This window comes from Neobacillus sp. WH10 (assembly GCF_030123405.1).
Taxonomy (GTDB): Bacteria; Bacillota; Bacilli; order Bacillales; family Cytobacillaceae; genus Neobacillus.
The window spans coordinates 3,810,555-3,834,347 of the sequence record NZ_CP126110.1 but is presented as its reverse complement, the minus strand read 5'-3'; the positions used below and the strand labels follow the sequence as shown (position 1 = coordinate 3,834,347).

45 protein-coding genes and 1 pseudogene are annotated in these 23,793 nt (G+C 36.1%); 31 read left to right on the top strand and 15 right to left on the bottom strand.

The features are described 5' to 3' along the window. Positions 1-33: 33 nt before the first annotated feature. Both QNH20_RS18600 and QNH20_RS18595 read left to right on the top strand, forming a co-directional pair. Positions 34-1,221, top strand: a complete 1,188-nt coding sequence (locus QNH20_RS18600; RefSeq protein WP_283919466.1) for a M14 family metallopeptidase — start codon at positions 34-36, stop codon at positions 1,219-1,221. 193 nt (positions 1,222-1,414) lie between these two features. Continuing rightward, positions 1,415-2,560 carry a YqgU-like beta propeller domain-containing protein gene (locus QNH20_RS18595; protein ID WP_283919465.1) on the top strand — a complete coding sequence of 382 codons (1,146 nt, stop codon included), beginning with the start codon at positions 1,415-1,417 and terminating at the stop codon, positions 2,558-2,560. A 26-nt stretch (positions 2,561-2,586) separates the two neighbouring features. On the opposite strand, the gene QNH20_RS18590 is transcribed toward QNH20_RS18595, so the two are convergent. Then, a complete protein-coding gene (locus QNH20_RS18590) occupies positions 2,587-2,763 on the bottom strand; it encodes a DUF2759 domain-containing protein (RefSeq protein ID WP_283919464.1) in 177 nt (58 codons plus the stop codon). Between the two features lie 214 nt (positions 2,764-2,977). Here QNH20_RS18590 and QNH20_RS18585 point away from each other — a divergent pair, with 214 nt between their 5' ends. Both QNH20_RS18585 and QNH20_RS18580 read left to right on the top strand, forming a co-directional pair. Beyond that, positions 2,978-3,613, top strand: coding sequence for an MBL fold metallo-hydrolase (locus QNH20_RS18585; protein ID WP_283919463.1), 636 nt, complete (start codon positions 2,978-2,980; stop codon positions 3,611-3,613). Between the two features lie 153 nt (positions 3,614-3,766). After that, on the top strand, positions 3,767-4,855 hold the full coding sequence (locus QNH20_RS18580) for a class I SAM-dependent methyltransferase (protein ID WP_283919462.1): 1,089 nt from the start codon (positions 3,767-3,769) through the stop codon (positions 4,853-4,855). A 38-nt stretch (positions 4,856-4,893) separates the two neighbouring features. Here the strand turns inward: QNH20_RS18580 and QNH20_RS18575 are convergent, their stop codons facing one another. The 12 genes and pseudogenes from QNH20_RS18575 to QNH20_RS18520 all read right to left on the bottom strand — a co-directional run bounded on the left by QNH20_RS18575 (position 4,894) and on the right by QNH20_RS18520 (position 12,073). Continuing rightward, a complete protein-coding gene (locus QNH20_RS18575; protein WP_066312245.1) occupies positions 4,894-5,136 on the bottom strand; it encodes a DUF2626 domain-containing protein in 243 nt (80 codons plus the stop codon). 84 nt (positions 5,137-5,220) lie between these two features. Further along, positions 5,221-5,919, bottom strand: coding sequence for a helix-turn-helix transcriptional regulator (locus QNH20_RS18570; RefSeq protein WP_283919461.1), 699 nt, complete (start codon positions 5,917-5,919; stop codon positions 5,221-5,223). Between the two features lie 229 nt (positions 5,920-6,148). After that, positions 6,149-6,334, bottom strand: a complete 186-nt coding sequence (locus tag QNH20_RS18565; RefSeq protein WP_283919460.1) for a YqzE family protein — start codon at positions 6,332-6,334, stop codon at positions 6,149-6,151. Positions 6,335-6,391: 57 nt separating this feature from the next. After that, positions 6,392-6,775, bottom strand: coding sequence for a competence type IV pilus minor pilin ComGG (gene comGG / locus QNH20_RS18560; RefSeq protein WP_283919459.1), 384 nt, complete (start codon positions 6,773-6,775; stop codon positions 6,392-6,394). Then, complete coding sequence (gene comGF, locus QNH20_RS18555; RefSeq protein WP_283919458.1) at positions 6,772-7,257, bottom strand: competence type IV pilus minor pilin ComGF; 486 nt, start codon at positions 7,255-7,257, stop codon at positions 6,772-6,774. The genes comGG and comGF overlap by 4 nt, the downstream gene beginning before the upstream one ends. Further along, entirely contained in the window at positions 7,196-7,534 is a 339-nt protein-coding gene (gene comGE, locus QNH20_RS18550) for a competence type IV pilus minor pilin ComGE (RefSeq protein ID WP_283919457.1), read from the bottom strand. Before comGE ends, comGF begins: the two co-directional genes overlap by 62 nt. Continuing rightward, on the bottom strand, positions 7,518-7,958 hold the full coding sequence (gene comGD / locus QNH20_RS18545) for a competence type IV pilus minor pilin ComGD (protein WP_283919456.1): 441 nt from the start codon (positions 7,956-7,958) through the stop codon (positions 7,518-7,520). The genes comGE and comGD overlap by 17 nt, the downstream gene beginning before the upstream one ends. Continuing rightward, a complete protein-coding gene (gene comGC, locus QNH20_RS18540) occupies positions 7,955-8,281 on the bottom strand; it encodes a competence type IV pilus major pilin ComGC (RefSeq protein ID WP_283919455.1) in 327 nt (108 codons plus the stop codon). The genes comGD and comGC overlap by 4 nt, the downstream gene beginning before the upstream one ends. Before the next feature lie 20 nt (positions 8,282-8,301). Beyond that, positions 8,302-9,333 carry a competence type IV pilus assembly protein ComGB gene (gene comGB / locus QNH20_RS18535; protein ID WP_283919454.1) on the bottom strand — a complete coding sequence of 344 codons (1,032 nt, stop codon included), beginning with the start codon at positions 9,331-9,333 and terminating at the stop codon, positions 8,302-8,304. Further along, positions 9,320-9,700 (bottom strand): annotated as a pseudogene (locus tag QNH20_RS18530) (ATPase, T2SS/T4P/T4SS family); the annotation flags it as partial. The pseudogene QNH20_RS18530 and the gene comGB, both read right to left, overlap by 14 nt. Before the next feature lie 26 nt (positions 9,701-9,726). Continuing rightward, entirely contained in the window at positions 9,727-11,193 is a 1,467-nt protein-coding gene (locus tag QNH20_RS18525) for a recombinase family protein (RefSeq protein ID WP_283919453.1), read from the bottom strand. Positions 11,194-11,722: 529 nt separating this feature from the next. Beyond that, on the bottom strand, positions 11,723-12,073 hold the full coding sequence (locus QNH20_RS18520) for a helix-turn-helix domain-containing protein (RefSeq protein ID WP_283919452.1): 351 nt from the start codon (positions 12,071-12,073) through the stop codon (positions 11,723-11,725). A 159-nt stretch (positions 12,074-12,232) separates the two neighbouring features. Between QNH20_RS18520 and QNH20_RS18515 the strand changes: the two genes are divergently transcribed. From QNH20_RS18515 to QNH20_RS18470, 10 genes are all read left to right on the top strand, one after another. Further along, on the top strand, positions 12,233-12,448 hold the full coding sequence (locus tag QNH20_RS18515; RefSeq protein ID WP_283919451.1) for a helix-turn-helix transcriptional regulator: 216 nt from the start codon (positions 12,233-12,235) through the stop codon (positions 12,446-12,448). 197 nt (positions 12,449-12,645) lie between these two features. Then, the gene (locus tag QNH20_RS18510; protein ID WP_283919450.1) at positions 12,646-12,918 is read left to right on the top strand and encodes a hypothetical protein; all 273 of its coding nucleotides are present in this window, start codon (positions 12,646-12,648) and stop codon (positions 12,916-12,918) included. A 48-nt stretch (positions 12,919-12,966) separates the two neighbouring features. Then, positions 12,967-13,278 (top strand): hypothetical protein, encoded by a 312-nt coding sequence (locus QNH20_RS18505; protein WP_283919449.1) that lies wholly within the window; start codon positions 12,967-12,969, stop codon positions 13,276-13,278. Then, a complete protein-coding gene (locus QNH20_RS18500) occupies positions 13,253-13,480 on the top strand; it encodes a YqaI family protein (protein WP_283919448.1) in 228 nt (75 codons plus the stop codon). The genes QNH20_RS18505 and QNH20_RS18500 overlap by 26 nt, the downstream gene beginning before the upstream one ends. A 134-nt stretch (positions 13,481-13,614) precedes the next feature. Next, on the top strand, positions 13,615-14,187 hold the full coding sequence (locus tag QNH20_RS18495) for a host-nuclease inhibitor Gam family protein (RefSeq protein ID WP_283919447.1): 573 nt from the start codon (positions 13,615-13,617) through the stop codon (positions 14,185-14,187). A gap of 69 nt (positions 14,188-14,256) precedes the next feature. Next, positions 14,257-14,865: an ERF family protein gene (locus tag QNH20_RS18490; protein WP_283919446.1), complete on the top strand. Its 609-nt coding sequence runs from the start codon at positions 14,257-14,259 to the stop codon at positions 14,863-14,865. Positions 14,866-14,930: 65 nt separating this feature from the next. Then, positions 14,931-15,143 carry a hypothetical protein gene (locus QNH20_RS18485; protein ID WP_283919445.1) on the top strand — a complete coding sequence of 71 codons (213 nt, stop codon included), beginning with the start codon at positions 14,931-14,933 and terminating at the stop codon, positions 15,141-15,143. Positions 15,144-15,173: 30 nt separating this feature from the next. Continuing rightward, positions 15,174-15,359: a hypothetical protein gene (locus QNH20_RS18480; protein ID WP_283919444.1), complete on the top strand. Its 186-nt coding sequence runs from the start codon at positions 15,174-15,176 to the stop codon at positions 15,357-15,359. Positions 15,360-15,388: 29 nt separating this feature from the next. Beyond that, positions 15,389-15,556: a hypothetical protein gene (locus tag QNH20_RS18475; RefSeq protein WP_283919443.1), complete on the top strand. Its 168-nt coding sequence runs from the start codon at positions 15,389-15,391 to the stop codon at positions 15,554-15,556. A 163-nt stretch (positions 15,557-15,719) separates the two neighbouring features. Beyond that, positions 15,720-15,941, top strand: a complete 222-nt coding sequence (locus tag QNH20_RS18470) for a hypothetical protein (protein ID WP_283919442.1) — start codon at positions 15,720-15,722, stop codon at positions 15,939-15,941. 60 nt (positions 15,942-16,001) lie between these two features. On the opposite strand, the gene QNH20_RS18465 is transcribed toward QNH20_RS18470, so the two are convergent. Together QNH20_RS18465 and QNH20_RS18460 are read right to left on the bottom strand one after the other, a co-directional pair. Further along, the gene (locus QNH20_RS18465; protein WP_283919441.1) at positions 16,002-16,196 is read right to left on the bottom strand and encodes a ribbon-helix-helix domain-containing protein; all 195 of its coding nucleotides are present in this window, start codon (positions 16,194-16,196) and stop codon (positions 16,002-16,004) included. A 56-nt stretch (positions 16,197-16,252) separates the two neighbouring features. Then, positions 16,253-16,411 carry an Arc family DNA-binding protein gene (locus tag QNH20_RS18460; RefSeq protein ID WP_283919440.1) on the bottom strand — a complete coding sequence of 53 codons (159 nt, stop codon included), beginning with the start codon at positions 16,409-16,411 and terminating at the stop codon, positions 16,253-16,255. A 124-nt stretch (positions 16,412-16,535) separates the two neighbouring features. Between QNH20_RS18460 and QNH20_RS18455 the strand changes: the two genes are divergently transcribed. From QNH20_RS18455 to QNH20_RS18380, 17 genes are all read left to right on the top strand, one after another. Then, positions 16,536-16,700 (top strand): toxin-antitoxin system HicB family antitoxin, encoded by a 165-nt coding sequence (locus tag QNH20_RS18455; protein ID WP_283923445.1) that lies wholly within the window; start codon positions 16,536-16,538, stop codon positions 16,698-16,700. Between the two features lie 339 nt (positions 16,701-17,039). Next, a complete protein-coding gene (locus QNH20_RS18450; RefSeq protein ID WP_283919439.1) occupies positions 17,040-17,696 on the top strand; it encodes a DnaD domain-containing protein in 657 nt (218 codons plus the stop codon). Continuing rightward, a complete protein-coding gene (locus tag QNH20_RS18445; protein ID WP_283919438.1) occupies positions 17,689-17,943 on the top strand; it encodes a replicative helicase loader/inhibitor in 255 nt (84 codons plus the stop codon). The genes QNH20_RS18450 and QNH20_RS18445 overlap by 8 nt, the downstream gene beginning before the upstream one ends. After that, positions 17,936-19,228: a replicative DNA helicase gene (locus tag QNH20_RS18440; RefSeq protein ID WP_283919437.1), complete on the top strand. Its 1,293-nt coding sequence runs from the start codon at positions 17,936-17,938 to the stop codon at positions 19,226-19,228. The genes QNH20_RS18445 and QNH20_RS18440 overlap by 8 nt, the downstream gene beginning before the upstream one ends. 193 nt (positions 19,229-19,421) lie before the next feature. Continuing rightward, entirely contained in the window at positions 19,422-19,691 is a 270-nt protein-coding gene (locus tag QNH20_RS18435) for a DUF3310 domain-containing protein (protein ID WP_283919436.1), read from the top strand. Positions 19,692-19,848: 157 nt separating this feature from the next. Then, a complete protein-coding gene (locus tag QNH20_RS18430; RefSeq protein ID WP_283919435.1) occupies positions 19,849-20,214 on the top strand; it encodes a hypothetical protein in 366 nt (121 codons plus the stop codon). Further along, entirely contained in the window at positions 20,205-20,537 is a 333-nt protein-coding gene (locus tag QNH20_RS27115; RefSeq protein WP_481857989.1) for an HNH endonuclease, read from the top strand. The genes QNH20_RS18430 and QNH20_RS27115 overlap by 10 nt, the downstream gene beginning before the upstream one ends. Continuing rightward, positions 20,525-20,704 carry a hypothetical protein gene (locus QNH20_RS18425; protein WP_283919434.1) on the top strand — a complete coding sequence of 60 codons (180 nt, stop codon included), beginning with the start codon at positions 20,525-20,527 and terminating at the stop codon, positions 20,702-20,704. The genes QNH20_RS27115 and QNH20_RS18425 overlap by 13 nt, the downstream gene beginning before the upstream one ends. 51 nt (positions 20,705-20,755) lie before the next feature. Then, entirely contained in the window at positions 20,756-21,388 is a 633-nt protein-coding gene (locus QNH20_RS18420) for a DNA cytosine methyltransferase (RefSeq protein ID WP_283919433.1), read from the top strand. Between the two features lie 11 nt (positions 21,389-21,399). Continuing rightward, the gene (locus QNH20_RS18415; RefSeq protein ID WP_283919432.1) at positions 21,400-21,717 is read left to right on the top strand and encodes a hypothetical protein; all 318 of its coding nucleotides are present in this window, start codon (positions 21,400-21,402) and stop codon (positions 21,715-21,717) included. A 150-nt stretch (positions 21,718-21,867) separates the two neighbouring features. After that, positions 21,868-22,296 carry a single-stranded DNA-binding protein gene (ssb, locus tag QNH20_RS18410; RefSeq protein ID WP_283919431.1) on the top strand — a complete coding sequence of 143 codons (429 nt, stop codon included), beginning with the start codon at positions 21,868-21,870 and terminating at the stop codon, positions 22,294-22,296. After that, entirely contained in the window at positions 22,277-22,540 is a 264-nt protein-coding gene (locus QNH20_RS18405; protein WP_283919430.1) for a helix-turn-helix domain-containing protein, read from the top strand. Before ssb ends, QNH20_RS18405 begins: the two co-directional genes overlap by 20 nt. Next, positions 22,537-22,869 (top strand): nucleoside triphosphate pyrophosphohydrolase family protein, encoded by a 333-nt coding sequence (locus QNH20_RS18400; RefSeq protein ID WP_283919429.1) that lies wholly within the window; start codon positions 22,537-22,539, stop codon positions 22,867-22,869. Before QNH20_RS18405 ends, QNH20_RS18400 begins: the two co-directional genes overlap by 4 nt. Next, entirely contained in the window at positions 22,862-23,008 is a 147-nt protein-coding gene (locus QNH20_RS18395; protein ID WP_283919428.1) for a hypothetical protein, read from the top strand. The genes QNH20_RS18400 and QNH20_RS18395 overlap by 8 nt, the downstream gene beginning before the upstream one ends. Beyond that, positions 22,995-23,282 (top strand): hypothetical protein, encoded by a 288-nt coding sequence (locus QNH20_RS18390; protein WP_283919427.1) that lies wholly within the window; start codon positions 22,995-22,997, stop codon positions 23,280-23,282. The genes QNH20_RS18395 and QNH20_RS18390 overlap by 14 nt, the downstream gene beginning before the upstream one ends. Further along, entirely contained in the window at positions 23,279-23,452 is a 174-nt protein-coding gene (locus tag QNH20_RS18385) for a hypothetical protein (RefSeq protein ID WP_283919426.1), read from the top strand. The genes QNH20_RS18390 and QNH20_RS18385 overlap by 4 nt, the downstream gene beginning before the upstream one ends. Continuing rightward, positions 23,453-23,791, top strand: coding sequence for a hypothetical protein (locus QNH20_RS18380; RefSeq protein ID WP_283919425.1), 339 nt, complete (start codon positions 23,453-23,455; stop codon positions 23,789-23,791). The last annotated feature ends 2 nt before the right edge of the window (positions 23,792-23,793 follow it).

Below are 23,793 nucleotides of genomic sequence, written 5' to 3'. Positions count from 1 at the left end.
TCATATGATTCTTTATGATGGGAGGAGAAGGAAATGGAAGTTATTATACGTCCTGGGGATACATTGTCCTATTTCAGCAGTTTGTTTAGGCTGCCATTAAATCTCATTGTAGATTCAAACCCAAATATTAATCCAGATAAATTGAATGCGGCAGATAAAATTCAATTGCCAGGGTATGTTAAAGTTCCATATACGATAATAGAGGGAGATAACCTTTGGAAAATAGCTGATGCAAAAAATCTAACTGTTGATACACTTCTATTACTTAATCAAAACAAGGAAGAAGATCAGTTAAAGGTGGGTGAGAACATTTTTGTTCCAGAAAAAATGGTGACTCCTTTTATTACTTCAAAATCTCCTTGTGATTATAAAAGTCTGGTTAAATTGATCAATAACTTCAAAAGGGTATATCCTTTTATCGCCGTCAATACGATTGGCAGCAGTGTTCTAGGTAATCCGATTCAAGAAATCAAGATTGGAAAGGGAGCAAAAAAAATACATATGAATGCTTCATTCCATGCAAATGAATGGATTACAACTATAGTTTTGATGAGCCTTGTCAATAAGTACTTACTCTCTTTAACGAATGGAGCTTTAATGAATGGTATTCAGGCCATTCATCTGTACAATGAAGTCGAGCTATCGATTGTACCGATGGTCAATCCTGACGGGGTAGATCTCGTTTTAAACGGTCCACGTTCCAATTTACGAGATCATGTCATGGAAATCAACGAGGGAAGCGATGATTTCATTCATTGGAAAGCCAATATTAATGGAATTGATTTGAATAACCAATTTCCAGCAAACTGGGATATTTGCAAGGAAAACAAACAGAAAAAGGCACCAGCACCGCGAGACTTCCCTGGAGATGCACCGCTAACGGAACCTGAGGCAATAGCCATGGTTGATTTAGCGAAAAATAATTCATTTGACTTCGTAATAGCCTTTCACACCCAAGGGGAGGAATTTTATTGGGGGTATGAAGGCTTTGAACCTTCAGAATCAGAGAATCTGGCAAAGGAATTTGAAAGAGTAAGCGGGTACCATGCAATTCGCTATGTAAACAGCCATGCCGGATATAAAGATTGGTTTATTCAAGAGTTTAAGCGACCGGGGTTTACACTTGAGCTGGGCAAAGGAATCAATCCGCTTCCGCTTTCTCAATTTCCCCAAATTCTTAAATGTGCAGAAGGGATATTTATAGCTGCCTTAAATTACTAAATATTCATATGTGACCGCTTGTAATATCTCCCTATACTCATTACAATAAGGTATCATCATTTTTTTTATAAAAAAAGCCGGTATCGTGCGGCTTTTTTCCTATTTATTTTAATATGTTTGATATATTGAAACATTTTTGTTATATATACGTACTAACAATAGAGAAGGAAAAGGGAGAAGGGGATTTGTAAAATTGAACCGGCTAAAACGAGCGAATCGGATTTCTTTTATTATATTCATTTTATTTTTATTGACCCTCCTTTTAAGTGCGTGTACGAATAAGGAGCAGACAAAGCATAAAATTCCTGCTAAAAATGAAAGGCCTAAAGGATCTATTACTTCTATAGGAAGGGAATGGAAATTACCTATTTCTATTCCAGAAGGTGAAGGTGAATTTTACAAGCTCGTCGGCTGGCTTTCAGATACCGAAGTTCTTTATATTACTAATCTTGAACAAACCTCAAGTATCTTTCGATACAATCTTTTATCAGGTAAAAGTAAATTAATCTATAAGAGTGGGAATCCAATTGTCACTGTGCAAATCAGTCCCTCCAAAAAATACCTTTTGGTTCATTCCTCACCTTCATCATATGAAGGACTGGTCACCATCATTGATCCAAAAGGAACCGAACATTTGAAGAAATCGTTTGCTTCCTATGAATTAGTATTTGAATGGAATCCTTATAATGAGTCTGAGGTTTTTGTATCTAAATTTGATCAGGATTGGAGCTTTCAACTATTTTTACTTGAAATGAAAAAGGCCAAAACTACTGAGATTTTCTTGCCACAGCCTTTTGTTAAGTGGATGAATGAAAGTGAGGTTGCCTTTTTAAATTGGGATAAGCAAAATCCATCGTTATTTGCCCCGCTTACTGTGAAAGGATTTGAAAATGGAACCGAAAAAACTGTGGTACCTTCAGCGATACATTTTTCGGCTTTTCGAGATTTGCTCATGACTATCACTGTTAATGAGCAAGACCAGTCGAAGGCGACTTATTCATTTTTTGATAAAGAGATGAAAAAGCTTTCCGCATTCTCAATTCCGCAGCTAACAAAGTTTTCAGATTGGTTAGTGCCTTTTTATGACTATAATGAGCAGATGAGACAATTTATCACCTTTAGTCCGCTTACTAGTGGTGAATCGGATTCTTATTCAGACGGCTTTCAACTGTTAAGCTATGATGTTAAGCAGGGGAGCAGTAAACTGATTATGGAAGGATTGGAAAATGAACCAATCAATTTTTCACCATCAGGTGAAGCGCTTCTTTATGGCAATCAGTTTGAAAAAATTATCGATATCAATGCTAAAAAAATTTATGACCTAGTAAAGGAAAAATAAAAAAGACTGTCGATTGACAGTCTTTTTTAATGCGTTCCAGTAGGAAATCCGGATTTAAGAATTGTCATGACTGTAAACCAGCCAAAAACTAAGAATGAAGCTACACCCCAAAAAGCGCCTAAGAAGTTTTTATTCTTTAGTGCGCTAAATCCACCGATGGCAGCAAGCACGGTTACGATCGCAAAAATAATTACTAAACCCACAATAAATCCCCCTTTTTAGTATAAGCAGGCAAGATGCTTATACAAGTGTTCAAAAAATTATGTAACTATATTATATACATTCCTTTCCTATTTTATATTCTTTTCATGCATTTGTCGAGGGTAAAAATAGAGCAATGTAATAGCGTTGATTTCCCTGTATTAGTGTTATACTGTAAAATAATATTATCGACATTTGAAGTGGAGGAACTTTATTATGAAATGGCAGCAAATTCCTTTAGGGACATTGCAAACAAATTGTTACATTGTTGAAAATCCTGATAGGTCATGTTTAATTTTTGACCCAGGCGGTGAAGGAAATAAGCTGATACACTTACTGGACCAAAGAAAATTAAAGCCAAGTGCTATTGTATTAACACATGCACATTTTGATCATATTGGTGCTGTAAATGTAGTGAGAGATACATATAAAATACCAGTTTATATTCACAAACAGGAAGAAAAATGGCTGGGCGACCCGGCATTAAATGGTTCACAGTTGTTTATGCATGTTGAATCAATTCGTGTAAATCCTGCCGATCACATCATTAATAATGAAGGGGCAATGAAAATCGGGGATTTTGAGTTTGCGGTTTTTCATACACCTGGACATTCACCTGGCAGTATTTCCTGCTATTTCGAAAAGGATGGGTTTGTTATCTCTGGTGATGCTTTATTTCAGGGAAGTATCGGTCGAACGGACCTGCCTGGAGGAAATCAATCGCAGCTATTAAAAAGTATCCACGATAAGCTTTTATCATTGCCCGAGGAAACCTATGTCTTATCAGGTCATGGTCCTGTGACAACGATTGGGGAGGAAATGGATAGTAATCCCTTCTTGAATGGTTTTTGAAAAATATAGAAAGACCCTTCTCAAACGAAGAGAAGGGTCTTTCTGGGGGAAGTTCTTTTTTCATATAATGGGAGGGGATATTGTTAAGCTACTATCCTAACAATATAATAAAGTTAACACTATGTCAATAGTGTTAACTAAGAAGGAGATCCAATGATTACATATTTACAAAAGTTAATTTTAAATTCGCCAAATGGGTCCATCTCCTACTCAGACTATATAGGGGCTGCTCTTTATCATCCTGAATTTGGCTATTATATGAAGGACAAACAGAAAATTGGCCGGCAAGGAGATTTCATTACGACCAGCAATATTTCTGATGTATATGGCAGGCTGGTAGCAAAATGGTTTTTCCAAACCTGTGAAAAAACAAATCTGCCGCCAGTATTTTGTGAAATAGGAGCAGGAAATGGCCGTTTTGCAAAGGCCTTTTTGAAGGAGTGGGATGATTCGATTAAAGCCCCCTTACAATATTTTATTGTAGAAAGCAGCCCTTATCATCGGAAATTACAAAGTGAATTACTGATGGGCGATTTTTCTGTTGTCCAAGTGGAGAGTCTAAGCGAATTGGGCCCCTTTGAAGGGATGGTTTTTTCAAATGAACTTTTTGATGCACTTCCTGTCCATGTGATTGAAAAAATAAATGGTAAACTATTTGAAGTAATGGTAGGGATTCAAGAAGACAAATTGTATGAACAGCAAATTCCATTAACTAATTCAGAAGTTCTCTCCTTTTTAGAGGAAAGTAAAATTGTTTTAAAAGAAAAGCAGCGGATCGAAATACCATTAGCAATGGAAAAGATGATACAAGAGATTGCAACTGTTTTAACTAAAGGCCTAGTTGTGACAGGTGATTATGGCTATACGGATAAGGAATGGATGGATCCACGGAGGGCAGAGGGGAGTTTAAGAGGATATTTTCAACATATGATGATAAATGATGTCTTGCAGCATCCTGGAGAAATGGATATTACAACACACATCCATTTTGATTATCTCATTCGAAAAGGTATGCAAGTTAAGTTGCAATTGTTAACAAAGCTTAGACAGGATGAATTTTTATTAAAAGCAGGTATTCTAAAGGAATTAGAAAACCATTATGATCCCAATCCTTTTTCAGAGGTAAGTAAGCGGAATCGGGCGATTCGCAGCTTAATTATGCCCTCAGGAATGAGCTCTTATTTTCATGTAATTGTTCAGCAAAAAGGACTGCAGTTATCTGAAAGTGACTTGTTCACTTAATATATGAAAAAGCCGGAGCTTACACTCCGGCTTTTTTCTTAATGTCCTCCACCAAGCGGCATCATAAATGTAGTCCAATATGTGAAGCCTGCAAAGAAAATAGTTAAATATGCTCCGAACACCCATAAATACATACGCTCGGAAAGTTTAAGATAGCTTAGCAGAACGAAGAATCCTGTTTGGGCTAAGAATAACATTGCTGTTTTATCCATATCACCTAAATAAAACATAACAGTAAAAATACCCGTCCAGAACCCACAGACTCTAAACATGCGATCCATATGTACCCCTCCTTTTACCCCATCGATACCATCATTACAATATTATAAAGTAAAAGGAGGTGTAATGTAAATAATGGTTTCGAATTAGTTTGTTACAAGTGCTTGATATGAGCAAGTTTCACAGCCGGAAATCATGTTTTCTTTTTCAATTAATTCAACGGATTCGAAAAGTGCTCCGAACATACCCTTCAAAAATTCGTGGTGCATACTGCAGACCGTTTCCGTATGTTCTTCAGCGACTTCTTTAAATGGGCAGTTGAAAATTTGGAAGTAGATTTTTGTTTTATCACCATTTGCTTCAAATTCCGGGTAAAAACCTGCTAGTGTTGCGGCACTTTTTAATATTGTTAGCTTTTGGTCGAATTCTAATTCCTCACCGAGTGATTTTTTAGCCATCTCCTGCTCTATCACTTCAGTTCCAAATCGTTTACCAGTTAAGAAAAGTGCTTCTCTACCAGCTTCACCAAGTGAAATCATAGTTTGGATTGCCACTTTGGATAAAAGCATATAGTCGCGATACGGGAAATGAAGCTGAATAACATCGTCGGATAAACGGTATAACCGGCTTGGCCGGCCGCCTTTGCCCGTTTTCTTTGTTTCAGATGCTAACATGTTAACATCTTCTAACTTTGATAAATGCAGTCTCGCTACATTTGGATGAATATTAAAATTTTCTGCGACCTCTTGAACGGTTACTTCTTGATGACGTTTGGTAATGTATTGATAAATGTAGTATCGTGTTGGATCTGACAAAACGTTTGTTATTTTTAATGTTTGTTCCATGTCTGCTCACCTCTGACCCCCATAATTTTATTCCATTATAATACAGGGATAATAACAAGGGAATGATGTTAACAATGTTAACACTATATGTTTAGAAAATGTTCACAATTACAGTCTTTATATTGTAACAATATTAAATAATTGCTGTACTTTTTAAAAGGATTGTGTTTTGTCAAGTAAGTATTATTGGGATTTTGGCAAAAAAAGAAGCAGATTTAGTATCCGCTTTTTAGACTTTACGTCTTCTCTTCATTTCAGAATAAAGTATATAGGGTAGAATTCCAAACCACCGATACCAAAAATCGGCTTTTGTTTGCTTTTTCTCTAACCGGAGTCGTTTTCGTTCATCTTTCGGCTGGTCAGCATATTTTACAATGGTTTGGGTCATGTATTTGACATAATCATTTGTTTTCATGGAAACACCTGCCTTTATACACTAAAAGTATATCCAGGTTTTATTTTTTCAAACTAATTATTTCAATTCTACCCATTTGACCATTTTCTTTGACCCTGTATCAAAAAATCCACGTCCAGTGATCGCTTCGCCAGAATTTAAGCTAAGCGTGAAATTCACTTTTTGAACATATCCCGATATTGGTTCTGTTTGGTAGTCCATGGTTCCATTTCTATATACAATCGTTCCCTTGTCAGGAATATTTCCTTCTGTTTGAAACAACCATTCAACTTTCTTTACTGATGAAAGAAAATAATATTCCTGTTGGAAGATAGCTGCCGTTTCGTGTGCCATTTTTCTTTCAGTTAGTAATTGTTCTATATGCATAGAGAAAAATAGCAGAAAAAGGATAAGTATGCACAAAACTAGCGGGTAGGTGAATCCCTGTTCAGTATTTTTCATGTTTCACTAGTCCAATTCACTAACGAATAACATGTAACGGCATATTCTTTACCCCAGGTGTCTGTAACAGTTATCATAACAGCATTATTTATCATGGAGAAGGTGGATTGCGATACGTTTTGAAGGATGATTTCGTGACCGGTTGAATTCACACGTCTCCTTAGGTTTGACCCGTATTTCTCATATTGAATCGTTTCTGTATCCTTTGTTAAGATTAAGCGACCAGAGACTACTTCAGCACGGGAGGACAGCCTGATCTCTTTTTTTATTTGGCTGCAAAAAACTTCCCACTCCATCGACTGTAGTACTGCGTCATTCCCTTTCGTATTAAGGATAATTTGAAAAATAGGTGTCATAAAGAAAACAATGGTGGAAAAAATTGAAAATGCGATCAGTACCTCGATAAGGGTAAAAGCTTTTTCATTCGAGGACACCCCAAACTTTATATTCTGGAAGGAATGCATTCTTTTCAACTTTGACACACACCTCCTTTTGACCAGTTGATACTAAATCATTCCAAATGATTTGGTATTCTACCTTATTTCGAATGATTGAGTAATTTTTGAAGGTTTGATTTTCAATTAATTTTGCTTGCAGTTCTTCATACAAAAGCTTTCTTGCCGTATTCTCTATTTCCAATTGTCGGGATTGGTCTCTAAGCTCCATTAATAATGGCAATAAATATAAACTAAGCATTAACAATGCTGATAACGAGAGAAGCAATTCAAGCAAAAAAAATCCCTTATTGCTCCGTAACATAGAACCGTCCCCTTCCAATCAAAAATGTTAGTCGATAGTTCTTCTTTTTAGTATAGATAAAAAAGGAACCAAACTTGTTTACATTTCCATCACTTAGGAATTTTAAATATAAAGGGATGGTACCTTCCCTAAGCTTAATATTTGTTGAGTAACTTCTCTCGATAAACGGAGGCAGCCCATATTGCAAAAACATATAGTATCTATATTCATTTTGAACAAATACTACTGATACTTCATGTTGGTGGGAAATAGCATATTGTTGTGCGTAAAGCAGGTCTGCCTGTAGTTGAGTAAAAAAGGCCTCATCTTCAATTACAGAGTGCTGAGGTTTTAAGTAGAAGACTGTAATCGAGGAAATAATCATAAAAACCGAGAGAACTATCAAGGACTCAATTAAGGTAAAGCCTTTTTGATTTTGGCTCATTGTACGTTAGTTGCTGCTTTTTCAACCGTTATTACATTACCTTTAGAATCTATTTCGATTGTATTTCCATTTGGACACCCTTTGGCATCATCCTTTAAATATCCCTCTGTTTTAAGTTCCGCAAGTGTGGGCACCTTGTTCTTATCCATTTCATATGCTTGAACTTGAGCCTGAACCATTTTAACGTAGGCCTCGCATCCCTTGTTGTTGATATTAGAATTATGTTTGGTAATGTTTGGAATGGTGATAATTAATAACACTGAGATGACAAGCATAACAATCATCATTTCGATCAGTGTAAAACCTTTTTCATTTTTCTTCATTTTATTAATCCTCCATTTTCTTAAATACCATCAAGCAGATGGAACATCGGTAATAGTATCGCTAAATACATGGAAACAACGAGAAATCCAATAAACAAGTAAAGCATGGGCTGGATGGTTTTTAAACTTTTTTCAATTATTTCCTCCATGTTGGTGACACAATGTTTGCTGAAAAATAGTAATTCCTGCTCTAATTTTCCATTTTCTTGACCGTGTTTAACAATCATCGGAAATTCCTTTTCAAAAAATGAGAAGGCAGCTAAAATCGTTTCCAATTTTTCTCCGGTCACAAGCTTATATTTAATCTCTTCAGCTATTTTGCTGTAAAACGGTTGTCTTTGATTTTTTTCAAATAGGAGTAGGGCTTCAGAGACTGAAATTCCACCAGATAATAGGAAGCTAAGTTGAATGGAAAAGTAGTGTGTAAACAGCATTTTGAGGATTTTTCCAGCAATAGGGATACGAACTAGCTGTGACCTTTGCTGCAGAATAGTGAGTTTTCTAAATACAAGAAGATAATAGATTGCTGTCAGGAAGAGGATTACAAGGACAGCACCTATAACAATCGGGAAATATTGGTCAAAAGCATAGATGACCTTCGTAAAAAAATTTGCTTCAAGTCCGAGTGATGAAAAAAGCGTTGTAAACCTTGGCAGCAATGTGTTTTCGATGAAAATGAATAGAAAACCAGTAATAAACATAAGTAACATCGGATATTGAAGTAGTTTTAGCAGCTTTCGTAAATCTTTATCCTTTAATAGAGCGAGATCACTTCCTTCTAATAAGGCATCGGCAAAGCTTCCATGCTGTTCCGCAAAATAAACATAGCCAATTAAGTCTTTGTGAAAGCCTAGATTGTTTAAGACATCATGAAATGGTAAGCCTTTTTTTAACTCTACTAAACAACCATATAATTCCTCCTTTCGTTTTGTTGACAGTTGTAATGCTATGGATTCAATTGCTTCGGCAATTGGATATCCCCGTGCTAGTAATTCCCCCGTTCGCTTCAGGAAACTTGCTTGTTCATTTACAGACCATTTACGAGGTTTCATCGTCATACACCAGCCGTTCGTATTCCGATTCTTGAACGTATCCAAGGGCAATCCCTTTGTTAATCACTTCCCTAAGTGTCCTGTAATGTGTTTCGGTTTTTTCACCTTTTGCCGCTTTCATGGCTGAATTTAAATTTCTTCCCGATAACAATTCAAACACACTCGCTCTTTTCCACCTTCCATAGGAATAACAAATTGGCGAACAATCTCCTTCACAAAATGGGCATGTAAGTTCTACCAGTCTTTGGGCAGTAACTGCAATCAATGTTTGCTCGACCTCTAACCAATTCACGCCAAATTCACGGAGACGGTATACTGCCCCCTTGGCATCTCTCGTATGCATCGTTGATAGCACCAAATGCCCTGTACTTACAATAGGCACAAAAAAAGAGGTTAGTTTAATCTAACCTCTTTAATTTCAATGGAATCAGGCGTTTTATCCTTATTTATTTTATCAACTTTCATGAAATTAACAGCGATTAAAATAAATTGTTTTTTTATTTCATCACTCATATGATTCCAATTTAATTTTATATCTGTCCAAATTTTTATATTTGAATCTTCTTGTGTAATATCGTTAGACTTTAATTCATATATTTCTTTTGAAATTATCTTTTCTTTTTCGTCTTCTTCTTTCATTCGTTTTTGAAATTCTTCATCATTTTTAGAATCTATTTTTGAGAACATTCCTTTCACCCAAGCATATTGCCAACGAGAACGACGATTTTCTATTTCTTTTAATTCATTTTCTAACTTTTGTATTGTTTCAGCATAATCCTCAACAGACGAAGCAACTTCATTATTTAGGATTTCATTTGCTTCTTGGTGTAAATCCCATAATTCAATCATTTGAATAAATTTTTGTTCAAAAAGGGTCTGGCTTATCAATGGTAGATCACAAAGGGAGCGTTGCCGATTAGGACAATAATAACCATAAGAGTAATACACTTTTTCGCCTCGTCTTGACTGCGAAGTTTTTCCTATTAATGTTTTCCCACATCGACCACACTTTAGTACTTTACTAAAGATGAATTTTGAAGTCGCTTGTCGTGGGTGTGTATGTTTTCTCTTTTCAATCATTTGTTGGGTAAGTTTAAATTCTTCTTCCGTAATAATGGCGGGAACAGCACCTTCTACCTCGAAATATTGGTCTGCATTCACTCTATAGTTATAACGTGTTGTACCATGGTAGATTGGATTGGTTAGAATGTATTGAATAGTACTTTGCGCCCATGGTTTATCTTTCTTAGTGTAGAGACCTCGTTCATTTAGGTTTCTAGCTATTTTGTGCATACCCATTCCCTGGAGGTACAAAGAATAAACCTCTTTCACTATAAGAGCTTCGGTTGGATTAATTTTTAAAACAGATTCTTCGGAGTTATAACCAAGTGGGGGAGTACTTACTGTCCATTTTCCCTCACGCGCCTTTTCTTGCATCCCGAAACGAACCCTTTCCCCTAAGTTCTCCCTCTCCCATTGAGCCATTGATGCAACAAGACGGATAAATAACCTTCCTGTCGCTGTAGTTGTGTCATATACCTCCGTAGCACTTTTAAACATGACATCATGCTCGGAAAACTCTGTTAAAAGTTTATCTAGATCAATTACAGAACGAGTCAATCTATCTAGTTTATAAACTAGTACAATATCAAAGACTCCCTTACGTACACCTTTTAACATCCTTTGGAGTTCCGGGCGGTCCATATCTTTTGCGCTTAACCCTTCATCAACATAAAATTGAACAATTTCCCAATTTTGAGAAAAAGCAAAGGCTTTTAATCGTTCTTTTTGTGCGGAGAGAGAATACCCTTCTTCCACCTGCATTATAGTAGAAACACGGATATAAGCAGCTACCTTCATATTATCCCCATCCTTACCATGAATTACTATTGATATTTTTAATTTTTTTTGTCTACAATTTTTTTATGCCCACCAAGAAGCTAACACCTATTGCAATCTACCACTTTAAAAAAATGAGAACAAAAACGATATTCCTTCATATATTTTGTATAAAAAGGAAAGGAGAGTATTATGTTTTTTACGCACTTTTTCAAGGAAAAAAACGTTTTCTTTCTAAAAAAATCATCCTCGATAAAGACGGAAATGTTCTAAACCTGTGACATTATTGTCGTATCTTGTCGATTTATGTGTTAATGTCGTAAAAACTTTTCTTTACATATTTATAAATTACATAATTGGTGGTACTATAATTATATACAGAAATAAGAACAGATGTTCCTATATAAAGGCGGTGTAGTTGTTTTGTTAAGAGTGATTAATCAATTGACGAATGAAAGCAACAACCAATTGGATCTAAAAAAATTGATTGCCGCGCTATTCGGAAACAATGTAGATTGCCAAAAGATATACGAAAACATAAAAGACACTTCTAATTAGTGTCTTTTTGTTTTTTCAATAGAATATTTATAACTTCAATGGCTTTTTTTCTTTCTTCTTCGTCGAGTACTTCGTCGCCCCAAGTTAGTATCTTCGCACCTAATAATTCTTTTAGATCGTGACTTTCGTAATCTACTTCCTCGTTACTACCTGTTAAAAGGTATTTCAAATCAACATCATACAAAATTGCAATCTTCTTTAACATTTCTACATCTGGTTCAGTTCTACCGTATTCCCAATTAGAATAAGTGCTGTGACCAGATAACCCTAATTTTTGTGCAACCTCTTTTAAAGTCCACCTATTTTTAGTTCGTAAATCTTTTAATATTTTTCCAAGCGTCATAAGCACACACTCCTTATTCTATAAGCAATTTAACACATTTACACAAAATAAAAAATAATTTAGCCAAAAAATCTAAAATAATACTTGATTTAGATAAAATAGCTAATTATAATGAAAATAGAAAGTTACACAAAACAACTAAAAAGGTGGTGGTGATAAATGACTTTAAGACTAAAAGAACTTAGAGAGAAAAGGGGAATGACCCAAACTTTTTTAGCAAAACAACTAGGGTATGACTATGTATCATCATACAGCATGATTGAAAAAGGTGAAAGAAAATTAGATGTTTTTAAAGCTAAAAAAATTGCAGATATATTTGGCGTTGAAATTGAAGACCTTTTTTCTGAAGATGATTTAGCTAAAAAAGCTAATTAAGATTATATCACGAAATAAGGACGTGGATAGTATGCAAATTTTTCTAAACGACTTGAATAGCCAACCATCAAAAGAAACTAAGAAATTATTGTTAACACTCATACGACCTGTAGCAGAACAGATTCAAAGAGAATCAGTAAAATCAAACGAGCGCAAAGGCGCATAAGAAGAAAATTACGATGTATGGAGGTTTAAAGATGGCTATTAAATTAATTAAGTTGAATATGTCTGTTTCTGTTCCAGATCGTATTTGTTTCCCCAATCGACGTGATCCATACCAATGGGAAAACGGAGTTGTAATTGCTATTGCAAAAGGAAAAACGAAAGTTCGAATATGGAATTCTTTCACTAAAAAATCGTATGAAAGATGGTTTAATAACACTTTTATTAAAAAACCTTCTTTTTATCATTATCGTGGTGAAGAAACTGATTTTAATAATTGGGTTGTTCAACAAGCTAGCCATTCTTAATTGGCAATTCAAACAAATAGCGCAAAAGCGCATAAGGAGGAAACGGAAATGAACCTTGAAAAAATTAAAGAGTTTATCGCTATTCGTAATGATTTATACGAAGCTGGTGTAATTGCTTTGGATCTGTATAGTGATTCAGTTCATGTGAAAAAAACTTTATTAGTCGATGTTCCTGATCTGCAAGTTGAATTCCTTGGTGATGACGTAGAATATCCATTTGAAGTTTTCACGGTCTGTGATGGTATTAAATTATTCTGTGTCGTAACTAATGAACAAATGTCAGAATTATTTCCTCAATTATCAGGCTACATGATTGAAGATGTAGACCTTTCCGGTGGTGAAGATCATGCGATTGCTTGAACATCCATCAATAACTCAAGCCAATCGCACTGGTTACCCTAATGTGGTCAATCAACCCGAGTATTTTGGCAAGGACATTTTCGGTAATGAAATTCTTAGCGGTGAAGACTACGTAGAATATGATAGTGATTTAATCCATTTGGATAACTTACAACGGTATTTATCGGAACACATGGATTTTGAATTTAAAACTGCGGATTAGGGTATGATTTCGCCCATCAATTACGTAAATTGGAGGTTCGCGTGGACAGTGCGTTGTTTCAAAATACACTATCGGTTATGGAAGAAAAACAGGGCATCAATTTAAAAACTGAATTTAAAAAGGAGGAATAGAACATGGTTCCATTAGAAAATGTGTTAGTTGAACTTGAAGAACAGGAAGTGCAAGAATTGCAAAATGTATTTGCGGTTGTGGATTTGGAAACGGCAGCTGAAGCTCAAAGAAGAATTGTCTATTTCGAAGACAGGAAAACGGAAATCGATTCAATCATCGAGAAACAAATTGCTCCTTTCTTACTTAAAATCGAAAAAATTAAAGAATGGGGCGAACAAGCGAAAATTGAATTCAATGAAAAACAGGTTCATTACTCTAATCACTTAGAACATTACTTACGTCAAGAAGTTGCAAAACAACTGGAAACAGGAAAGAAACCTAAGAAAACGATCGCATTACCTTATGGGAAAATTTCATTAAAATCTCAACAACCTAAATTTGAAAAGGATGAATCAGAGTTATTCCAGTACGCCAAAGAAAATGGGTTTATTCGAGTGAAAGAAGAAACGAATTGGGCAGAGTTAAAGAAAAAATGTGTAGTTGCTGATGGGAAATTGTATGACACGAATGGAGAACAAGTGCCTGGTGTGGTTGTTGTTGAACAGCCGGAGAAATTTGAATTAAAAATGGAATAAAGGGAGCTGCCCTCACAGTCTCCCTTTCTAAAACAATTTACATGGTAAGTATACCAAAGGAGGATGGAAATGAAAACTAGCGAAAATATTTCCGAAATCGCTAAAGCGCTTGGAGCCTTTCAATCAAATGTAAAACAGCCTGAAAAAGATGGGGCCAATCCTCATTTTAAATCAAAATATGTCACTCTTGACGGAACTGTTAAAGCAATTCATGATTGCGCACCGTCCCACGGATTGTCTTATACACAAATGCCAGTAAGTGCTGAAAACGGTGTAGGTGTCGTGACGGTTATTTTCCACGAAAGCGGACAATTCATTGAGTTTGACCCTTTTATCTTGCCACTGGAAAAGAAAACTGCACAAGGTGTTGGTTCAGCAACCACATATGCCAGACGATATTCTTTGTCGGCAGCATTTGGGATTGTTAGTGATCTGGACGATGACGGGAACGAAGCATCTGAAAACACACCTTCACAAAAACCTCAATTAGCAACAGACAAACAACTTAACCTTATCAATAAGCTTGTAACGGACGTAGCTAAGGCTATGAGCATTTCTAAAGAAGAGTCATATAAAACCCTTCAAAAGCACATGAAGAAGGATATGGAGTGGTATACACCTTCTGATGCTAGTAAGGCAATTGAGATATTAAATGGAGCTTTAAAGCAGGGGGCTTAATTGCCCTCTGTAGGTTCATATTTGACTGAAATTGTGACGTATAGGAGTTGAAGGGTGGTTTAAAAATGTTTGTAAAATGTATAAGAAACGTTCATGAATTTGATGATGAAGATTTTGAAATTCAATTCATCAAAGACAAAACATATCAAGTGGAATGGAAAAGTAAAGATGATGAATTTGGATATTGTCTGAAAAACGAATTAGATGGCGATCATTACGTTGGATTAGAAGGGGACGAATGGTTTGGCAAACATTTTATAGTAGCAAATAAGGAGTGATTTTACTTGCAATGTCTATGTGGGAGAGAAATGGAAGAAGAAGTGAAAGGAATAGTAAAAAAGTATAAAGATAAAATGATAATTATTAATAATGTCCCTTATTATATTTGCTATTGGGGGCATATAAAAACAGACAGACAAACAAGAGTAACTATAAGTGAATTATTAAAGAAAGCACATGACGAAGGTTTATCAGAAATTGATTTTACTGCGTAGTTCGAACAAATTACAAAGGAGGTAACGCCATGAACGACCAGGAACTCATTGACCAAATTCAAGCAATGCAAGAACGCATACAAGAATTGGTTGAAGAAAACGACCGCCTAACAGCATTAAACCGTCACTATTTTTTCAAGTTCTATGACGGCAGCATAGATAAAATGATGAAAGACAATGGTTATTTACTAGATTGAGATATCGTTAGGAGGGAAAGAGGATGAATCCAGAACGCAGTGGTCAATATTATAAACCTTTAACAACTGGTGGTTACAGCTATAAAGAATTCGTAAATCACTGGTGTTCTAAACCTCGACGGAAGAGGAACAAGAGAACAAAAAGATAGAGGGAGTTGATTAAATGAAGGTAACAGAAGCCCTTGAAAAAAGTCAAAAGTTAATAGAACAAGCTAGAGAAATGGAAGAATGGTATGTGTCGCAACAATGGAATAAAGAAAGTAAAATGCCTAAAGATAATAGATTGAACTCAGCAATTAAAAAAGTTATTGATGAAATCTACGAAGAAGGATACGAATTACATCACAAAGTTTACAAGGTTATTGACGATTTAGAAATTGATTAAATTCGGTCGTCTTACGATAAAAACCTGAAGGAAAGGACAAAGAAAAAAAGGACGTTGATATCATCCCAACATCCTTTCCTTCTTCTTTTGCACGAGAGCTTCATATTTTAAGCCTTTTTGAATCAGATCAGCGATAGCAGCAGAACGATTGTCCTTACGTTTACTAAAGCGATAATCTTCAATTTTAACCAATAAATGTTCATCCAGTGAAATAGTAGTTGATAGATTTTTACAATTACTTCTTGCGTGGGCCATTTGTGTTCGCTCCTTTTTTTAAAATGATTTGTAATACATAATTACAGGCGGTGAAATTATGCGTTGTCGGAATCCTTGCTTTCTTCTTTAATGTGCTTTTCGAGTAAAAATTCAATCTCTTTAGCAATGGATCGCTTGTTAACTTCTGCTCTCTTTTCAATTTCTTTAAACAGGTCTGAATCCATTCTTAAGGTAAAACGTTTTTGCTCACTCATGTTATTTCATTCCTTCCAGTGTCCTTTTGACACCATTATAAACCATGACGTGATGACTTGTAAAGACATTTGACGTCGACAAATTTTTATGGTAATATTTACTTATGGAGGTGACGTCACTTTGATGACCAAAGATGACAAAAAAGACAACCGAAAAAGTTTTACATTAAGGCTTAATGCCGAGTTGAGCAAAAAAGTAGAAAGGGAGGCTGATAGTTTAGGACTAACTCAAAATTCTTACATCACCATGGTTCTGCACAAAGTGCTTAGAAAAGAAATTTCTGAATGAATAGAAGGGAATGAACATGAATGAATACAGCGGCAGTTTATTGTTTGGTGATGATCGTTCTTATTATTAGTAGGATGATAGAGGAAATTGCAAAAGAAGGGAGGGATAAAGATGTTTGAAATGTTTAGGAGTTTTATAAAAAGCGGTTTTATGAAAAATGAGTTTTATTATCATGACCATTCAAAGAATAGCAATTGGTATCGTAAAACGTTTGAGAGACCTAGAAGGAAGAAAAGAAAAAAATAAAGCCGATTGCGCCAACAATCGGTTGCAAAAAAAATATTAGTTACTAGTAGTATATCACATTGGACAAGTTTTAGAACAGGGAAGTGAAAAAATTTGAGTATATTTCGTATACAAAAAATTTCCAACTATGTCGTTATGAATAAAACTTCCTTGCAAGATAAAAAGTTGAGCTGGAAAGCAAAAGGATTACATGCATATATGCTTTCCATGCCCAACGATTGGAAGTTTTACGATATAGAATTAGAAAAGCATGCTAAAGACGGCAAAGATGCCTTAAAAACAGCTTTAAAAGAATTAAAGCTTAACGGATACATGAAACGTGAACGGAGAAGAAATGAAGAAGGTAAATTCGAATGGGAAACATTGGTATTTGAACAACCATATACGGAAAATCCACTAGTGGAAAATCCATTAATGGAAAATCCGCAACTACTAAATAATGATAATACTAAGTATTTAAATAATGTAGTAGTTAGCCCCTTCGATTTTTACCAACAAAATTTCGGTGTACTGAATCCTTTTATTGCTCAATCCATCGGTGAATGGGTAGATGATCTAAACGAAGAATTAGTCATAGAAGCCATGGAAATAACCTTAAAGTCACAAAAGAACTGGAAGTATTGTGAAGGCATCTTAAAAGACTGGCATAAAAAGAATATTACCAGTCTTGATGATGTACAAGCCTTGGATAGACAATTTAAAAAACCACCTTCTAAAGGTATTGACTGGGAGGGTTTTGACCTTGACTAAAAAAGAAGTCGCAGAATTGTTCAAGTTCATTCGGAGTATTTATTCATCTTTTGAAGTAGATCAATACAAGATTAATACTTGGTCAGAAATGCTTAAAGATCAGAATCCGGCAACGGTTATGAAAAAAGCAGAACGTCACGTATTAGAAAATAAATTTGCTCCTACAATTGCTGATTTAAGGGAAGCAAGAAGGAGAGAAGATCCATCTGTCTTAGCTCAATTTTGGAGTAAAGAAGATTATGAGTGAACAAGCTGAAGAAATGTTACTTGGTTCCATCCTAAAAGATAATTCCATCATAGATGAATTAACCTTATCACCTGATCACTTTTTAGATTTCACAAATCGAAATATGTTTACAGCAATGAAAAAAGTGAAGAAGAAAGGGTTTCCGATTGATGGAGCTGCCTTACAGGATGAATTAGGTGATACAGGATTCCTTTTTATTGGAGGAAATGAAAGAATACTAGCTTTAAAAGGTTGTGTTCCTTCTGTCCATGCTTTCAAGTCATACGAAAAGATGGTCATCAACCGGTGGAAGATTACAACATCAAAAGATTTACTACAGTCGGCTTTGGATAGCGAGTTAAACACAGAAGGCATACAAACATTGATTAAAGATTTAAGCCAGGTGGACGAGCAAGGCACACAAGAAGAATTTGACCTCAAAGAACATTTAATGAACATGTACGACTTAGTGACGGTTCCTACTCCTAAACAGAGGAGTGGAGTCGTCAGTGGATTCATGGATATAGACAGTAAAACGGATGGTTTCCACGGGAATGACTTAATCATTGTGGGAGCAAGGCCATCGATGGGGAAAACAGCTTTCTTGCTTAATTTAGCCATCAATGCAGGAAAGAATGTCATTCCGGTTATCTTCTCGCTAGAAATGACAACAGAAAGCTTGATTAAACGGATGCTTTCTTCACTAGGAGAAATCAACGGAATGAAGTTAAAAAACCCTTATCACTATTTGAATGATGAAGAAAAAGGACACTGGATCACGGCTATCGGAAAGATGGAAGAGGTTGCTCCTAAAATATACGATAAGCCACGGCAGAGCGTAGCGGAAATGAAAGCAAAAGTTAGGAAAATTAAACATGAAAATCCCACTAAAGAGATTATTGTTTTTATTGATTACCTAACGTTGATTAAACCATCAAAGGACTACAAGGGAAATATGCACGCTCAAATAACTGAAATAAGCGCTGACTTAAAGGGAATGGCGAAAGACTTCAATTGTCCAGTGGTTTGCCTAGCTCAGTTATCTAGAAGTGTAGAAAGCCGAGGGGATAAACACCCGATGATGTCAGATTTAAGAGAATCGGGAAGTATTGAACAAGATGCTGATGTCATTATGTTGTTGTACCGTGATGAATATTACAACGAACCAACAGACGAAACGAAAAACTTACTGGAAGTCAATATAGCCAAGAACCGTGATGGAGAAGTGGGGACAGTAAAACTCCTATACAAAAAAGAGATCAACAAGATAGAAAACCTGTATCACTACCACATACAGAAACAATGACAGTACAAGAACACTATAACGAAGCGGTGAAATATGGTTACTATTCGTTGGTACTGTTGATTGATTATCTAGTCTTGGAAAGAAAAGTCTTGAAGATGAACGACAACGAGGACAAGCTTACATATTATCTTCAAGACCGTTTCAAGGTCAAATTAAATGAATATCTAGCTGCATATGAGAGGAAGAGAAAGCCTTGACAAATATCAATTATGAGGATGACTGTTTAGAACCGATAACTTTTGAAGATGAAATAAACAAACCTTCACACTATCACAAAGGCGGTATCGATGTTATCGGATTTTTAGAACAGCATTACGTTAATAAAAAGGTTACTGTGGCTGAAGGATTTGCAATCGGTTCTATTCATAAATATGTAGCCCGGTACAAAGAAAAAGGTGGATTAAAGGATTTACAAAAAGCAGAGTTTTACACAAAAAAATTAATGGAATATGAGAGCCTATGAACCGAGTATCCCTTCTCTATAAAATGGACGGATTACTGGAAACGTGTAAAAGGTGCGAGAAATACAACTCTACAAAAGCAGCAGAAATAAAATGCAAAGGTTGCCAGGTATATGACCAATTAAAAGAAATCGGAAATAACCTAGGGAGGAAGAAAAAGTGGCAACGATAAAGGATGATAAAACAGCCGAATATGAGCAATTAATTGGTTATTTGAGAAGACGTTTAAAACAATCTAAACAAGTAAGTGATGATAAAAGTAAACTGATTCATAAACTCCGAGCAAAAATTGAAAAATATGAACATATCGTTGCTGCTTGCGAGGATGTAAAGAATGAAGCTGATACTTTGAAAAAAGAGCGAGACAACTATAGGGATCAGTTGTTAGATACACGGGATAAACTCATCCGAAGCGACTACACAGTTGAGAACCAAAAGAAACATCTTGAAAATGCTGGTAAAACGCTGGTGAGATACAAAAAAGAAAATAAAGCATTTAGGGAATTGATTGCCCTATGGATTTAAGTGTGAGAGACGTACCAAAACCGTCCTTCAATCGCCGAGTGCCGAAACGAGGAAACAGAGGGAAATTCTCAGCTAAGACCATAAAGGAAATCTTTGAACGCGATGGATACCAGTGTATAAGATGCGGTTCATATCACCTCGAATCCGTACCACACCACTGCATCTACAAGTCACAGATGGGAGATAACAGCAAACGGAACGGAGTAAGCATTTGCCTATCATGTCATCGAGAAGCACACGCTTTAAGAGAAGTGCGGAAATGGTTCGAAACGTGGGTAGAAAAGAACCTGGACGAAAACGGTGACCGTCTATGCGACGAGTAACAGAACATCAAAAACACACACTGGACGGAGAAGAATTATCTATCCTCACATGTTATGAAGAAGGAATAAAGAAAGAACAGATCAAGAAAGAGAATCCATTTAGTAAAAAGCATGAGATTTTAAAGTTTGACGGGCAACGTTATGAATTTTTACCAAAACAAGCATAAAATTACCCATTATCCATATTACACAATAGGAAAGGGGAACGACAAGCGAACATGAAAATCTTAGAATTGTTTGCTGGCACTCGTAGCATTTCAAAAGCATTTGAAGAGGCTGGTCATGAAACTTTTTCGATTGAAATAGATCAGCGACATAAAAACATCAGTTTATATGCAGATGTTTTAGAAGTGACACCGGAATTGATTTTAGAACAGTTTGGAAAGCCCGATATAATATGGGCTTCTCCTCCCTGTACTTCATATAGTATTGCAGCTATCTCACATCATCGGTCCAGAGAAAAGAATGAAAACTTACTTCCGAAAAGTGATTTTGCAAAGATTTCGGATGAATTAGTAAAACACACCCTTTATCTTATTCAAAGATTAAGACCTAAGTATTGGTATATTGAAAATCCAAGAGGTGGTATGCGGAAAATGGACTTCATGCAAATGTTGCCAAGGTATACCGTGACTTATTGTCAATATGGGGATGATCGAATGAAACCAACAGATGTCTGGGGAAATCACCAAAACCCACAATTCAAGCCAATGTGTAAGAATGGGGATCCTTGTCATGAAGCGGCTCCAAGAGGAAGTAAAAGAGGTACACAAGGAAGGGCGAATGCGGTTGAACGTTCAGTAATCCCTAAAGGGTTATGTGAACATATCGTAAAAATATCGGAACAGTAGGAGGAACATAAATGAGTCAAACAATGGTCGAAAATACAAAAAAATGCATTGCGAATTTAAATGATGTTGTCTCCGCGAAAGTAATAGCAAGTGCAAATGTGTATGGATATCGCTTTTTCGAAGTGAGGCTTTCAGATAAAGACGATAGATACCAAGGGACTGTTAACGTACATCTTTCAAAATTAAAAGAGTTAAATGTAACTAAGTCAATCAACGGGTTTAAGAAAGTTCAAGCGTGGCTCGATACTCCAATTGGACTAGAATATGTTATCACTGTAAAAAAACGTACTTATGAACGTGATTTGAGAAAACACGAAACACAAGAGTGATTATGTTGAATAAAAATCCCCAGTACGCTTCTTGGCCAGCAGTACCGGGGTAGAAAGAGGGCTGGGGTAACAGTCCCCTATCAAAACTACCATTTTAGTAAATCGCTGTAAATATATGTCACAAATTGTACAAGTTTAGGAGGAAAACAAATGTTAAATAGAGTCGTATTAGTAGGAAGATTAACCAAGGATCCTGATTTACGCTATACACCAAATGGAGTGCCTGTAGCTACCTTCACACTAGCAGTTAACCGTCCATTCAGCAAAGAAAAGGAATCCGATTTTATCAACTGTGTCGTATGGAAAAAAGCAGCCGAGAACGTCGCGAACTTCCTAAAGAAAGGGTCGCTTGCTGGAGTGGACGGAAGGATTCAAACACGCAACTATGAAGGACAGGATGGTAAGAAAATTTATGTGACTGAGGTAGTAGCGGAATCGGTACAGTTTTTAGAACCGAAGAAAGATGGCAATAAGCAACCGGATAATGGTGGACTATATGCTCCTACTAGCAGCACAAAAATTGATAACGATCCATTTCAAAACGGAGTAGGTATCTCAGATGACAATCTTCCATTTTGAGGATGCTTCTAAACGTCAACTATTACAAATAGCCCTTCATGAGGACTGCCCGATTGATTTCAAATATCGGGCGGCTCGTGAATTACAAATGCGATGGAGCGAAAACCTTCTTCCTGACTTAGTCAGACTGTACGCAAAAGGCATGAACATGTCAGAGATTGCGTGGGAATTAGGTTTAGACCCCTATACGGTACGGAACAAATTAAAACAATATGGGATTTATAAGAGGAGAGTCGGAGCGTGAGATTAAACGAATATATGGAAGAAAGAAAGAGGACAGAAAGCAAAGAACAGTCTATACCAGAAAAATTGACTAATTATGCAATGGGATGTGCGGGAGAAACAGGCGAAATTGTGGATATAGTTAAGAAGATTGTTTTCCAAGGACATCCATTAGAAGGAGAAAGGACAAAACTTATCAAAGAATTTGGTGATGATTTTTGGTACAGGTTCGGATTGATGGAGTTATTTGGGATTACGTTAGAAGAGGTGCTGGAAACAAATATATACAAACTTAATAATCGATATCCAGATGGTTTTGACAAGGAAAGAAGTGTGAACCGGAATGAGTAAACTAGACCCAGTAGAAAGACAAACCATCTTATTCGAACTAGAAATGAAAACGAATATCAGCCCGGACTATTTAAATAACCTCTCAAGCGAGAAGTTAATCGAACTTTATAAAGAGCGGTGTCAAAATGGGAAAAGCTAGTAGAGATAAGGGGCAACGTGCCGAAAGAGAGTTTGCTAAATTAATAGGCGGTCATCGTGTACCGTTGTCAGGGGCGCAAGAAGGATATGGAAATGACGTAATAGGTTTAGGTCTTGAATGGGAAGTAAAACGACGGAAAAGCGGCTTTAAACAATTATACGAATGGATAGAGGATGAACAAGAAAAGCCAGATGCAGTAGCGTTGAGAACGGACAATAAACAATGGCTAGTCTGTATGACGTTGGATAAGTTTAAGGAGTTGGTGGATAAGTGACGATTAGTTGGGGAAGTCCTATGCATCCAAAGTATTTATCTTTTGTATACGGCAGTGAGTGGGATAAGGAAGATATTAAATTTTTCTCTTTTAGAAAAGTTCCGTTGGGTTGGGATATGAACATTTGGAGATTGTCTATTTCATTTGACGACTACAAGAAGGTGAAGTAAATGGCTCGTACAATTGAATTATCCGAAGTCATCCAAGAAATGCGAAACGTGAAAACTCGCATGGATAAAGTCATCATCGAAGTGTACAAGCAAGCTAAATTGAAGGATAAAGCGGAAAGAGAATATCGCATAGCGTTAGCACAGGAAATACTCAAGCTAAAAGCTGATGGAATGCAAGCTACTCTCATACCTGATACAGCACGGGGCAACACAGCAGATTTAAAGTTTAATCGAGATATAGCCAAGTCGTTGTATGACAGCGCAAGGGATAGCATGGAAACGTTGAGGACGGAAGCTACGCTATTGCAGACGATTAGCAAATATCAGACGGATTTATAGGG

Bases quoted from the DNA above. Each gene is read 5' to 3' on its own strand.
- QNH20_RS18470 (WP_283919442.1), top strand. From the start codon at position 15,720: ATGAAGGTAACAGAAGCCCTTGAAAAAAGTCAAAAGTTAATAGAACAA.
- QNH20_RS18380 (WP_283919425.1), top strand. From the start codon at position 23,453: ATGGCTCGTACAATTGAATTATCCGAAGTCATCCAAGAAATGCGAAAC.
- QNH20_RS18415 (WP_283919432.1), top strand. From the start codon at position 21,400: ATGAGTCAAACAATGGTCGAAAATACAAAAAAATGCATTGCGAATTTA.
- comGC (WP_283919455.1), bottom strand. From the start codon at position 8,281: ATGAAGAAAAATGAAAAAGGTTTTACACTGATCGAAATGATGATTGTT.
- QNH20_RS18490 (WP_283919446.1), top strand. From the start codon at position 14,257: ATGAAAACTAGCGAAAATATTTCCGAAATCGCTAAAGCGCTTGGAGCC.
- comGE (WP_283919457.1), bottom strand. From the start codon at position 7,534: ATGTTACGGAGCAATAAGGGATTTTTTTTGCTTGAATTGCTTCTCTCG.
- comGG (WP_283919459.1), bottom strand. From the start codon at position 6,775: ATGAAAAATACTGAACAGGGATTCACCTACCCGCTAGTTTTGTGCATA.
- QNH20_RS18460 (WP_283919440.1), bottom strand. From the start codon at position 16,411: ATGAGTGAGCAAAAACGTTTTACCTTAAGAATGGATTCAGACCTGTTT.
- QNH20_RS18395 (WP_283919428.1), top strand. From the start codon at position 22,862: ATGAGTAAACTAGACCCAGTAGAAAGACAAACCATCTTATTCGAACTA.
- comGB (WP_283919454.1), bottom strand. From the start codon at position 9,333: ATGAAACCTCGTAAATGGTCTGTAAATGAACAAGCAAGTTTCCTGAAG.
- QNH20_RS18495 (WP_283919447.1), top strand. From the start codon at position 13,615: ATGGTTCCATTAGAAAATGTGTTAGTTGAACTTGAAGAACAGGAAGTG.
- QNH20_RS18475 (WP_283919443.1), top strand. From the start codon at position 15,389: ATGAACGACCAGGAACTCATTGACCAAATTCAAGCAATGCAAGAACGC.
- QNH20_RS18480 (WP_283919444.1), top strand. From the start codon at position 15,174: ATGGAAGAAGAAGTGAAAGGAATAGTAAAAAAGTATAAAGATAAAATG.
- QNH20_RS18485 (WP_283919445.1), top strand. From the start codon at position 14,931: ATGTTTGTAAAATGTATAAGAAACGTTCATGAATTTGATGATGAAGAT.
- QNH20_RS18405 (WP_283919430.1), top strand. From the start codon at position 22,277: ATGACAATCTTCCATTTTGAGGATGCTTCTAAACGTCAACTATTACAA.
- QNH20_RS18565 (WP_283919460.1), bottom strand. From the start codon at position 6,334: ATGAAAACAAATGATTATGTCAAATACATGACCCAAACCATTGTAAAA.
- QNH20_RS18525 (WP_283919453.1), bottom strand. From the start codon at position 11,193: ATGAAGGTAGCTGCTTATATCCGTGTTTCTACTATAATGCAGGTGGAA.
- QNH20_RS18585 (WP_283919463.1), top strand. From the start codon at position 2,978: ATGAAATGGCAGCAAATTCCTTTAGGGACATTGCAAACAAATTGTTAC.
- QNH20_RS18465 (WP_283919441.1), bottom strand. From the start codon at position 16,196: ATGGCCCACGCAAGAAGTAATTGTAAAAATCTATCAACTACTATTTCA.
- QNH20_RS18420 (WP_283919433.1), top strand. From the start codon at position 20,756: ATGAAAATCTTAGAATTGTTTGCTGGCACTCGTAGCATTTCAAAAGCA.
- QNH20_RS18515 (WP_283919451.1), top strand. From the start codon at position 12,233: ATGACTTTAAGACTAAAAGAACTTAGAGAGAAAAGGGGAATGACCCAA.
- QNH20_RS18600 (WP_283919466.1), top strand. From the start codon at position 34: ATGGAAGTTATTATACGTCCTGGGGATACATTGTCCTATTTCAGCAGT.
- QNH20_RS18510 (WP_283919450.1), top strand. From the start codon at position 12,646: ATGGCTATTAAATTAATTAAGTTGAATATGTCTGTTTCTGTTCCAGAT.
- comGD (WP_283919456.1), bottom strand. From the start codon at position 7,958: ATGAGCCAAAATCAAAAAGGCTTTACCTTAATTGAGTCCTTGATAGTT.
- ssb (WP_283919431.1), top strand. From the start codon at position 21,868: ATGTTAAATAGAGTCGTATTAGTAGGAAGATTAACCAAGGATCCTGAT.
- QNH20_RS18570 (WP_283919461.1), bottom strand. From the start codon at position 5,919: ATGGAACAAACATTAAAAATAACAAACGTTTTGTCAGATCCAACACGA.
- QNH20_RS18440 (WP_283919437.1), top strand. From the start codon at position 17,936: ATGAGTGAACAAGCTGAAGAAATGTTACTTGGTTCCATCCTAAAAGAT.
- QNH20_RS18455 (WP_283923445.1), top strand. From the start codon at position 16,536: ATGACCAAAGATGACAAAAAAGACAACCGAAAAAGTTTTACATTAAGG.
- QNH20_RS18575 (WP_066312245.1), bottom strand. From the start codon at position 5,136: ATGGATCGCATGTTTAGAGTCTGTGGGTTCTGGACGGGTATTTTTACT.
- QNH20_RS18425 (WP_283919434.1), top strand. From the start codon at position 20,525: ATGCGACGAGTAACAGAACATCAAAAACACACACTGGACGGAGAAGAA.
- QNH20_RS27115 (WP_481857989.1), top strand. From the start codon at position 20,205: ATGGATTTAAGTGTGAGAGACGTACCAAAACCGTCCTTCAATCGCCGA.
- QNH20_RS18580 (WP_283919462.1), top strand. From the start codon at position 3,767: ATGATTACATATTTACAAAAGTTAATTTTAAATTCGCCAAATGGGTCC.
- QNH20_RS18520 (WP_283919452.1), bottom strand. From the start codon at position 12,073: ATGACGCTTGGAAAAATATTAAAAGATTTACGAACTAAAAATAGGTGG.
- QNH20_RS18505 (WP_283919449.1), top strand. From the start codon at position 12,967: ATGAACCTTGAAAAAATTAAAGAGTTTATCGCTATTCGTAATGATTTA.
- QNH20_RS18390 (WP_283919427.1), top strand. From the start codon at position 22,995: ATGGGAAAAGCTAGTAGAGATAAGGGGCAACGTGCCGAAAGAGAGTTT.